The organism is Maritalea sp., from assembly GCF_051251695.1.
Lineage (GTDB): Bacteria > Pseudomonadota > Alphaproteobacteria > Rhizobiales > Devosiaceae > Maritalea.
In genome coordinates this window covers 62,487-72,613 of the sequence record NZ_JBPOEU010000019.1, presented here as the reverse complement: position 1 = coordinate 72,613, position 10,127 = coordinate 62,487, and the positions used below count along the sequence as shown (strand labels likewise).

Below are 10,127 nucleotides of genomic sequence, written 5' to 3'. Positions count from 1 at the left end.
ATGAAGGTTACGATGAACCAGAAATCCTCCTTTATCAAACTACCCTAAGATGTTCCACATGCGTTGAAGTCAGACACGATATTGATCTGGCCAAAGAGAATGAACGGCTTCGCAAAGAGAACCGCATACTTCTGGAGGAGCGGGAGATATTAAACTGAAGAGGATTAGGAAAGGCCCCAGTGGGGCGTTTCCCCGAAGAACACCGAAAACATATTCCTGTAGATCGCCTGTGCCATGTTCTGGGTGTTACATCGCGAGGATACCGATCGTGGCGTGGACGTTCGGTGAGCAATCGACAGCGGCAGGACATGGTCTTGCTGGCTAACATTCGAGAACAGCACCATCACAGCCTTGGCAGTTATGGTCGCCCAAGGATGACGCAAGAACTGAAAGAGATCGGCCTTACTGTCGGTCATCGTCGTGTTGGCCGTTTGATGCGCCAGAATGGCATTCAGGTCGTTAGAACCCGTAAGTAGTGAGCCTCTGAAGGCGCCATTGGTTCGAGCCCAAAAGCGAACGCAACAACCAATTCCAACCACAAGTTCAATATCGCGCCAAATTGGCTGGATCGAAACTTCGCTGCAAACCGTCCAAATCAGAAATGGGCCGCTGACATTAGCTATATCTGGACCCACTAGGGATAGTTGTATCTGGCCGTGATGATTGATCTTCATTCACGACGTGTCGTGGGTTGGTCGGTGAGCAATCGCTTGAAACAGGATATTGCATTGAGAGCATTGAACAGTGCTGTAGCATTACGAAGTCCACCACCAGGCTGCATTCATCACACAGACAGGGGCAGTCAGTATTGTTCGCACGATTATCAAAAGCGGCTTCGACAACTTGGGTTCAAGGTATCCATGAGCGGCAAGGGAAATTGTTATGATAACGCCCTTGTCGAGACCTTCTTCAAAACGCTGAAGGCTGAACTCGTCTGGGGGCACCAATGGCAAACACGACAACAAGTGACCGATGCGCTCTTCAGATACATCAACGGCTTCTACAACACCCACCGCCGTCACTCAGCAATAGGAGGAATATCACCCGCAGAATTCGAACGAAAAATGGCTTAAACGAGAACTGGATGCGGAATTAAACTGGGACAAGTCCAGTTGGGAGGCCCGTTGTTTTGTTTCGCGGACCCGCCGTGTTTCATGTTGAGCTTTTAACTCATTGCGTTTCTGCGTTTGTGTTTTTGAAAGGCACTCGCATCTCTCCAGGAGGGCAGTAGCGCCATTATGATATCGATTGATTTCTTCATCGGCATATTGCGAAGTTTGACCGTGAAATTCTTTGCCAATTAATGTTTGTCTCATCGATGGTTTGTAATTTGTTTGGATCACCAAGTTTGGTTTCTACCTCCTTAGTGCGAACGCCAACCCATTTTGAAATGGAGTAGATTTCGCCGCGCCAATAGCCACAAAACCGCGCCTTTCGCCAGATAATAGCCGCGTTCCTCCAACGCATGTGCGAACGTGTTGCAACCATCAGAGACGGTCCAGCAATCTTGAAACGCCTGTTTGATGACTTTTGGATTGGCCTTAATGCGTTTTGCTTGTTGGTATTCTTCATAAGAATAGTTGAGCGAATCGCGTTCTTCGCTGTTGATTAATCCACGCGGCATCTGCCAATTATGCTCAAGATAAAGCTCACGCGATATATCCCGTAGCTTGAGCTTGTAATGCGAAATGTTGATTGCTTTCATGGCTTCCCCATCAATGCGTGACCAAACGCAGTGGGCATGGCGACGGCCTTCTTTTTCGTGAAACACAATCACATAAGGTTGGCCAGCTAGTCCGAGCTTGTTTTCAATGCCTGAAACAGCTTTCTCGAAAATATTGACAGGGACTTTTTAATCTCAGGTGGGCTAAGGCTGAGAGAGAACATGAAGTTCTTGCACTTAGTTCCCTGACTAATGGCATACGCGTCTGACAACGCACCGGCAAAGGTATCCGAAACGAAACCCTCTATTCTATGAACGGTGACAATTTCATTGTCGTCTGCGTTTTCAAGGTGCCGCGCCATTTGAATAGCACCGCCTCGTTCACTTCCTTTCAAAATCATGGCGCTGCGCCGTCACCAACGCCAAGTGCTTTTACCAAATCAGAACGCATGTCCATTATGTGCTGACAAGCTTCATTCAGCCGTTCATCCGTTTGCACATCGAGCAGCAGTGAACCACAATTGGCTTCATATGCAATTTGGTTGAGGTTATTGTCGATACGAGTTGGTCCAAGGGTAAAAAGAACTCGACCTAGTGCTTGCTGATCTTTGATTGGCACCCGGCTACGCATTTTTCGCGGCGAGTTATCTTTGCCAAACAAGCAATGACGCATATAGGCACTTAAGGACATACCTGCAGATAAGTGAGCGAGTTTTGCCATTTTCTCATCGGTTACCCGAAATGTAATGCGAGGTTGTTTTTTCTTAGGCTCAGGTGGTTGTTCGGCTGAATTAGTAAAGTCCACTCCAATTGGTGCAACAACAGGGAAATCTTCAACTTTCCTCATAGTGACGGCCCCTCACGTTGGATGCGTGGCCGGGCTTGTTGCTGATTTTCTGGTTTCGAATTGACGCTGTCTAAATTAACATCTTCAGTCTTAAGGTAGTCATTCCATTCCTCAAGCGTTTCCAAAATTGTGTTCGAGGTTTCTCTCCCTCTGTTCACCATTTTTCCCTTATATATCATATATTTATTCAAGTTGGCTTTTACGTTGGTTTTGGCGGTTGTCATTTCTTTCTGCGCCAATTTTCCCACCAGCGTCGCGCACGAATGATCCATTGCCCCGTCGGGGCCTGCAAAAATGGAATATCGATCGCCAGCAGCAAAAGACCGAGTGGCAGCATCCAAATACCTAGTAGCGGGAGAATGCTGAGAATGCCGCCCAGCACTAACAATATCCCTAAAGGAATACGGATTATACGCGCCAATGGGTGGCGAAGCCATCGCAGGGTGCGCCGCAATATAAGCGGCACCGCGCGTTCAATGCGATCAAATTGACGTTCAAAACGCCGTTTGTCTCTATCTGACAATTCTTACTCCACGAGAAAAAGCGTCCTGTGTTTAAGAGATGGGAGAGCTTTCAATTGTTTCAAGCTGGTTGACTGAATTACTTCCAATAAAACGCAGATATTGGGATCCTATATTTCGTAAATGCGTTCCGAACTAGCGGTTTTACGCTGATGAGCGCGTTAAAAGGTTGTTAGGGCTAAAGGCAAAAAGCTTAGATTACTGTCCGGTATTTGGTATCGGTTAACGTGCGCTCACTAATCTGAAGTTCAAATAGAGTTAGTCGTTGGATCTGGTAACCGAATTCTAAACACCAGAAACAGGGCGCAGCACACTCATAGAACGATTTTGGGGACCATGCATACATTTAGTCAGCTTTTCTCAGGTCTGAAATTGCGATTTAGGGGAAACCGCCTAAAGCGCGAGCTGCGACGTATCCGTGCGGAGAATGCGGTTATGGAAATGATTGTCAATAATGCCAATGACGGTTTGATCATTCAGGACGTAAATGGGATCGTTGAGTGGTGTAATCCGGCTTATGAAAAGCTGACAGGGTATAGCGCAAAAGAGATTTTGGGTCGGAAGCCACAGGAGTTTGTCTTTCCCGAAGGCGCTAAAAAGACGCCTCAAGAGATTGCCGACTTTCGATATGATATCACTCCAGGTGCGATGGAGAATTTAGAGTGCATCCAAAATGCGCGCAAAAATGGCGAATTGTTCTGGAATCAACTCAGTTTTGCTGTTTCGCGGCATAGCGACCTGGACGAACCCAAGGTGATCGTCATCACCCGGGATATCACGGAGCAGGTTGAGCACCAAAAAGAACTCAAACGATCAGAAGCCCGAAACCGCGCCCTTGCTGAAAATGATGCGCTGACCAAATTGCCAAACCGGATGAAGCTTTCGGCATATTTGGACAAGCAGGTGGCTAAGGCCGAAAAGTTGGGAACCAAAGTTGGCTTGCTCCATCTTGATTTGGATAGGTTTAAGGCGATAAATGACTCATTGGGTCATGACGCAGGTGATACGGTACTTGAGCGAGCCGCATCCATCATGCGGCATATTGTGGGCGATTTAGGGATGGCCGGCCGTCTTGGTGGCGACGAGTTTCTTATTGTATGCCCAGACGTTGAAAGTTTCGCGCCGCTTGAGGAATTAGGGCGAAGAATTTTACGACAAATACACAAGCCAATTGAACATGATGAGCATTTGATCTCGGTCGGCTGTAGCATTGGGATTGCTATTTCAAGCGAGAACGGTAGGTCGGCAAACGAACTAATGAAGCATGCTGATGTGGCGCTCTATGATGTGAAGCGCAGTGGCCGCGATGGAATGTCGTCCTTTAATCAAGAGCTTGGCAGGGCCTATGAGCGCCAAATGGCGCTGTCCTCTCAGCTCGCTCAAAGTATTGGAAACGGCGAGCTTATCGTTGATATTCAACCTCAATATAGTCTCGCCGCAAATGAGGTGCACGGGTTTGAAGCGCTAATTCGTTGGCATCACCCTGTTTACGGAAAATTGGCACCTGGCGAGTTTTTGCCTGTCGCAGAACAAAATGGCCTCATGTCAGAAATAGACAAGGTCGCCATGTGGGGTGCCTTGGATGCGCTAAAAGATATGCGTGATCTTGGTTACAACAAAATGCGCATGTCGATTAATATTTCCGCTGCAACCCTAAACAGCCCCAACTTTATTAAGAGGCTTATTCAAGAAGTCGCACGTCGTGGACTTTCCAATGCGCAAGTTACTATTGAGGTTCTAGAATCAAATCTGCTTGAAGGGACGACCGGATATAATCTTGAAACCATTCAAGCGCTGGGCCAAGCTGGCTTTAAGGTCGAGTTGGATGATTTTGGTATGGGTCATGCTGGATTGGCGCACCTTGCTAAGATCGCGACGAATGGCGTGAAAATTGATCGGGCGATGGTTCGAGACATGATGCACGACAAAGCGACACTCACCATTGTTCGTGCGGTTATCAATTTGTGCGCGGAGCTGGGGCTGAGTGTTGTGGCCGAAGGCATCGAAACCAAAGAACAAGCCGAGCTTTTGTTGGCAGCAGGGTGCGATGTTATTCAGGGCTATGGCGTAGAACGCCCAATGCCGGTGGACGCCGCTATTGAATGGCTTCAACAGCTGTGCATTCCACCGATTGTTGAAGAGTTGCTTCCCGTACCAGATCGTTTCGAAATAGTGCGCAAAGAACTCGCTTCTTAGGGTTTTGCCGTGAAGTCTGGGGCGCTAGTTACCCCAAACAATGTTTGTTGCTATATCCAGAAAGACATCTTCCTCATCCGAAGGGTTGCCGTTCATCAAAACAACAAACACCGCTTTTTGCTTTTTGTAATAGCGCACATCAGCTTCATAGCCACCATATGAGCCTGCATGGCCATACCATGGACCGTAATCGTCGCCGTCAACGCCCATGCCTAAACCATAGCCTTCATCATGCTTCGAGCCTTTGAGCATTTGAGTGAGCATGTCTGCGCCTAGAATAGATTTGTCGACGAACAAGGCTTGCATGAATTTTGCCACATCAGTCGCGGTGGAAACAGCCGGTCCGTCGCCGAGTTCACTGGCCCAAGCCTGTTCGCTGGCATCATTTCCGTCTTCGTCAAAACCGCGCGCTAGCCCTTTTTCATCGGGGTTTGCGCCAACATTCGTATTTGACATACCTGCTTTGTCGAACACACGTTTTTGCAAGGCGTTTTCAATTGAGCCGTCAACGTTCTCAAGGATATATCCTAAAAGCACGTAGTTGGTGTTGGTATATTCAAACGACGAGCCGGGGGCAAAAACAGGCTTTGCGCCAAATGCAAAAGCAACGGCTTCTGCAGCACTCCATCTCTTGGATGGCGTTTCGGTGCTCGCATCGTCAAATTTTTCGTTTAGATATTCTGCTAGTCCAGAGGTGTGATTGAGTAGCTGACGTAGGGTGATTTTGTCAGCGTTTTTTAGTTCTTCAATACCTGCAATAGACTTGATGTTTGGCCAAATCGGGTCGTCGAGTTGCAGTTTGCCTTCTTCGACCATTGAAAGGATGGCAGCCGCTGTCATCATTTTGCCGGTTGAAGCGATGTAGAACCTTGTATCATTTTTAGTTTGCATCTCTTGGGCTTCGTCAATTGTGCCCTCTACAACAGAGATCTTTTTGCCGTTTAAATTCGCTAAAAAGCTAGCCCCATCGATGTTCTGATCGGCTAAATATTGTGCAAGCGCATCACCAATTGCTTCGGTTTGGGCATGTGCGGTGCCAGCAAATAAGCTCAGCATGGTCACAAAAAGCAATCGTAAAATCATAGTTCGAACCTTTGTTATTGTTGTTATTCCCAGGGTTGTGAGACAATAAAGTGGCTTAAACATCGGGGCAATAGTGTTCGCGCAAAACTTACCGTCAGGACACAAAATCGAGATCCATCGCAATTTAGGCTTCAACCCAAGTCGAGCTTTGTAGGTAAGCGAGCCCGTTGTTATTTCCGAGTGGCTGCAAACAGCGCAATTGCTGCTGCATTGGACACGTTCAGCGACTTAATGGGGCCCGGCATGTCCAAACGTACCATTTGGTCGCATAGCTCGCGTGTGCGCTGTCTAAGGCCTTTGCCTTCGGCGCCCAATATAATGGCTAACTTGTCACCATTTCCACCGGCTTGCAGTTCTTCTGGTGCTTCTGAATCAAAACCAAGGCAAGTGAAGCCCATGTTTTTAAGTTCTTGAATGGCGTTGCCTAGATTTTTCACTTCGATCATCGGGGTCCAATCAAGCGCGCCTGAAGCAGACTTGGCCAAAACGCCAGATTCTTGAGGTGAGAATCGGGCAGGGGTGACTACTGCGTTGGCGCCAAATGCACATGCAGACCGCAAAATAGCACCAACATTATGCGGATCGGTAATTTGGTCTAGAACCAGCAAAAGCTGCGCATCTTCAAGTCCATTGAATGATTGTCGTTCAATGGGTTTGCAATGAAGTGCTGCACCTTGATGCACCGCATCTTTGCCTAGCATTTCGTCAAGGCGTTTGGGCGTTACATCCTTCACCTTAACGGTGAGTTCAGCGCCTTCTTCCCTTAAGCGGTTCAGCGCATTGGGGGTGGCATAAAGCGTATGCTTTTCACGTTCTGCATTGGCGAGCGCCGCCTGAACAGGATGAATGCCATATATGTAATATTGCCCGTCATCAATCGGATTGCGTTTCGGTTTGCGACGAGGCTGAAATCTGGATTTATCTTTCATGGGATGCTCGGTAACGTGATTAGGGCGATAGGTCCAGCACAATTGCTGAAAACCTTTGATGACATAAAGCACGGGTTTTCGGGCCCAAAGTAGAAAGGTTCGCAAAAACAACATATTTAGTGTTGACAGATCGCGCCGTGGTGACCATAAACCGCGCGTTAGTTTGTTTCGTTTATGTGTTCAAATTAATAAGACTCGGACCCGAGTTGCATTGAATAAATGTGGAGGGGTGGGTGAGTGGTTAATACCACCAGACTGTAAATCTGGCGCCTTAGGCTACACTGGTTCGAATCCAGTCCCCTCCACCATTCGATGCGAAACTCAACCGCCGTGTCGGATGCGGGTATAGCACAATGGTAGTGCAACAGCCTTCCAAGCTGATTATGCGAGTTCGATTCTCGCTACCCGCTCCACTCATTTTTATAAAAATCAATGCGTTATGAGTAGTATTTTCACGCAGCTCCAACTTGTTGCGTGGAAATGTGCAACCTACTGTGCAACAAATGCAATTTTATCGGGCTGCAATTGTGGGTATGTTTCCTAAAAGATAGTTTTGATGCTCATGGCTGTTTTAATGGCTATTGATGCAGATCTACTTTAGGGCGGGGACTTGGTGTTTTTCGTAGTCTCGCCGGTGGATTAGATTCCTATTCTACCGACGACGTGTTGCTGACCACCTTAAACTTGGATGGTGGCCCCTGATGTGTTCTGTAGCAAAGACGGTAAAATCATGTTGCCCGCTGGGGTCTACCGTATCAACACAACTTGGATAATTGAACCCGACCATTTCCCGCCCAAGAGGGTATCGATCAACTCAAACGACTTAACCGTTCACTAACCTCCCAAACTTACTTTACCCTACCTTAACCGGTGGGGGCTCTTTATTGCGTTTTGGGCACAGCAATGTTTCGCCGTCTGCCATCATGTTTGGTGTGCAATAGTGATGAGACGTGGCGTTGCCGAAATCCAGGCGCTTCGGACGTGAAGAGCTTTGACTTCTCGCGCACGCTCGACAAATCGTCCTCCTCAAAGTTCATTCGGGTTTCGGTAAAAACGGACCAGAGTAGATCATGCATTTCTTCCATATCGGCCTTTAATTCGGGCTAAGAAATACACCTTCGTTTCTAAGCCCCGTGGACAATGTCCGCATGTGTTCGGACGCCGCGATGGACTCATAGTGAGCGGCAGTTCGGTTGTAGGCGCGTTGCTTATCTACGGAATTAGTTACCGCCTTGATGTCTCGCTTATGCACCTCCATGAATTCTGTGGTTTCAAGAAACTCCGCTAGTTCTCCGACATCCATCGCACCCACGTTTGCATAGCTCTGGAAAGGCGCCACATAACCTCTACACCAAGAATGCGCTTCAACTAACTCTCCCGATAGATCTGGCAAAACTTCGAACTCTTTCGTGTGTAGGCGTATCGTTCGATCGAGCACACCCTTTATTTTGTGACGAAGGCCTTCAAGTTCCTTTGATTGCTCAGTCTTGTAGGCTTCCAATTCTTTTTCGAATTTCTGACTGATCCACTTCGCCCCTAGCCATTTGAAAAGCTGAAAGCATGCCGTTACAAGGACAGCAGCTATCAAAGTTCCTAGTCCGAGCGCCGCCAAAATGGGCTGAATAATGCCCCAATGATTAGTGATTTGATCCAATGGTTTCTCTCCTAAAGTATATTGTGTTTCACAAAGAGCATGAGACCACTATTCCATATCCAGCACACCACCAGACCGAAACAGGTCCACAGGCTCGCCATATTCGCCGATCATTGGATCTGCTGTCCGAGACTAGGCAATAACGCCGGCACGATCACCAGCAATCAGCCTTGCCTTGTTGATAGCGGTACCCTCGCTTTGCATCTGTAGAGGATCAAATGCTTGCACCAGTTCGCCATCCTCATTGTGATCAAACGCGGCAACTACAATTAGCCTTGGCGTTTTTTGTCCTTCGAGTCGGCTGGCATGCTTCATTGTAGCGTGATTACGTTGCTTAGCGCATATGCGTTTGATGGTGCATCGAAAGGCATATTTTACACCTGCAACAATAGAGTTTCCATATTGGTTGGTCTTGGTTATAGTTTTGGAAATCAGTTCTTTTAGGGTTAGTTTATGAAGTCTCCGTTGGCTGTTCTTTGGAAGTTTTTATCACAAATTGGCGCAATCGTTGGACTTTCAAGCATTATGGAGCGACTGGCTCAAGATTTTGTTTCTTGGCAAGGGTTTATTGCAGATATTCTTGGACAATATCGAGTTCTGATCAGTCTGTTGACTAATTGGGTTCCATTTGAATTGTAACCGTGGTTTCTCGATTACCTTGTTATAGGCGTGTTCTTCAACTCTGCAGTATTGATCGAGACATTGACATTTGCGCACTCACAAGGCTCGCTTTCCAAGGTTCGAGCCCATTGGCAAAAATATAAGGAAGATTGTTCCGAAGCTCAGCTCCATTACAAACTACTTTACGTGATCGTTCTTTTGGTCGGGTACTCGGGGCTATATCTCTATTTTGCCCTAATCTGGCCTTGGATGCTGATTGATGGCTTGCTACTGCAGCTTAGGATTTGGCGTAGAAAAGAGGCCCTTGTCGACGAAGAGCTTGTTCAGGAAATGAGATCGCAAAGATCATTTATGTGGGTTGTAACTTTGTTTGTTGGATCAGCGCTTTTAATGGCAGCTAGTGCCTATCTTAGCTGGACTATTTGAATTGCTACAGAAGCGGAAAACATCTTTCGTTCTATGCTGTCCGCTCTTCCCAAGTTCTTGTAGGAACTCTTCGGCCTTATGTCTAACCGCTGGGTCTGTCGCTAACATTAGTCCGATAATCAGTCGCTGATTGCGAAACACGTCGTAGAAAGTGTTTCTGAGCTCGCCTAGTGCGGTTTCCAACTTA

11 protein-coding genes, 2 tRNA genes and 1 pseudogene are annotated in these 10,127 nt (G+C 47.4%); 5 read left to right on the top strand and 9 right to left on the bottom strand.

The genetic code is table 11. From position 1 onward, the window contains the following. Window positions 1–1,073, top strand: a pseudogene (locus ACSHWX_RS12645) (IS3 family transposase); the annotation flags it as partial. A gap of 290 nt (window positions 1,074–1,363) precedes the next feature. Here the strand turns inward: ACSHWX_RS12645 and ACSHWX_RS12640 are convergent. The 4 genes from ACSHWX_RS12640 to ACSHWX_RS12625 all read right to left on the bottom strand — a co-directional run bounded on the left by ACSHWX_RS12640 (window position 1,364) and on the right by ACSHWX_RS12625 (window position 3,033). Continuing rightward, on the bottom strand, window positions 1,364–1,813 hold the full coding sequence (locus tag ACSHWX_RS12640) for a relaxase/mobilization nuclease domain-containing protein (RefSeq protein ID WP_435668586.1): 450 nt from the start codon (window positions 1,811–1,813) through the stop codon (window positions 1,364–1,366). A gap of 247 nt (window positions 1,814–2,060) precedes the next feature. Next, entirely contained in the window at window positions 2,061–2,510 is a 450-nt protein-coding gene (locus ACSHWX_RS12635) for a plasmid mobilization protein (protein WP_435668585.1), read from the bottom strand. Beyond that, a complete protein-coding gene (locus ACSHWX_RS12630; protein ID WP_435668584.1) occupies window positions 2,507–2,749 on the bottom strand; it encodes a hypothetical protein in 243 nt (80 codons plus the stop codon). Before ACSHWX_RS12630 ends, ACSHWX_RS12635 begins: the two co-directional genes overlap by 4 nt. Further along, the gene (locus ACSHWX_RS12625) at window positions 2,731–3,033 is read right to left on the bottom strand and encodes a hypothetical protein (RefSeq protein ID WP_435668583.1); all 303 of its coding nucleotides are present in this window, start codon (window positions 3,031–3,033) and stop codon (window positions 2,731–2,733) included. The genes ACSHWX_RS12630 and ACSHWX_RS12625 overlap by 19 nt, the downstream gene beginning before the upstream one ends. 334 nt (window positions 3,034–3,367) lie before the next feature. On the opposite strand from ACSHWX_RS12625, the gene ACSHWX_RS12620 reads away from it, so the two are divergent. Then, on the top strand, window positions 3,368–5,227 hold the full coding sequence (locus tag ACSHWX_RS12620; RefSeq protein ID WP_435668582.1) for a putative bifunctional diguanylate cyclase/phosphodiesterase: 1,860 nt from the start codon (window positions 3,368–3,370) through the stop codon (window positions 5,225–5,227). 24 nt (window positions 5,228–5,251) lie between these two features. Here the strand turns inward: ACSHWX_RS12620 and ACSHWX_RS12615 are convergent, their stop codons facing one another. Together ACSHWX_RS12615 and rlmB are read right to left on the bottom strand one after the other, a co-directional pair. Next, window positions 5,252–6,310 (bottom strand): serine hydrolase domain-containing protein, encoded by a 1,059-nt coding sequence (locus ACSHWX_RS12615; RefSeq protein ID WP_435668581.1) that lies wholly within the window; start codon window positions 6,308–6,310, stop codon window positions 5,252–5,254. A 170-nt stretch (window positions 6,311–6,480) separates the two neighbouring features. Next, window positions 6,481–7,239 carry a 23S rRNA (guanosine(2251)-2'-O)-methyltransferase RlmB gene (rlmB, locus tag ACSHWX_RS12610; RefSeq protein WP_435668580.1) on the bottom strand — a complete coding sequence of 253 codons (759 nt, stop codon included), beginning with the start codon at window positions 7,237–7,239 and terminating at the stop codon, window positions 6,481–6,483. 223 nt (window positions 7,240–7,462) lie between these two features. Between rlmB and ACSHWX_RS12605 the strand changes: the two genes are divergently transcribed. Beyond that, window positions 7,463–7,547 (top strand) — tRNA-Tyr (locus tag ACSHWX_RS12605). 31 nt (window positions 7,548–7,578) lie between these two features. Beyond that, a tRNA-Gly gene (locus ACSHWX_RS12600) sits at window positions 7,579–7,652 on the top strand. A gap of 468 nt (window positions 7,653–8,120) precedes the next feature. Here the strand turns inward: ACSHWX_RS12600 and ACSHWX_RS12595 are convergent. From ACSHWX_RS12595 to ACSHWX_RS12585, 3 genes are all read right to left on the bottom strand, one after another. Continuing rightward, entirely contained in the window at window positions 8,121–8,315 is a 195-nt protein-coding gene (locus tag ACSHWX_RS12595; RefSeq protein ID WP_435668579.1) for a hypothetical protein, read from the bottom strand. Between the two features lie 17 nt (window positions 8,316–8,332). Further along, on the bottom strand, window positions 8,333–8,893 hold the full coding sequence (locus ACSHWX_RS12590) for a hypothetical protein (protein ID WP_435668578.1): 561 nt from the start codon (window positions 8,891–8,893) through the stop codon (window positions 8,333–8,335). A 132-nt stretch (window positions 8,894–9,025) separates the two neighbouring features. Then, complete coding sequence (locus tag ACSHWX_RS12585; protein WP_435668577.1) at window positions 9,026–9,208, bottom strand: hypothetical protein; 183 nt, start codon at window positions 9,206–9,208, stop codon at window positions 9,026–9,028. Between the two features lie 138 nt (window positions 9,209–9,346). Here ACSHWX_RS12585 and ACSHWX_RS12580 point away from each other — a divergent pair, with 138 nt between their 5' ends. Next, a complete protein-coding gene (locus ACSHWX_RS12580) occupies window positions 9,347–9,532 on the top strand; it encodes a hypothetical protein (protein ID WP_435668576.1) in 186 nt (61 codons plus the stop codon). Window positions 9,533–10,127: the final 595 nt, after the last annotated feature.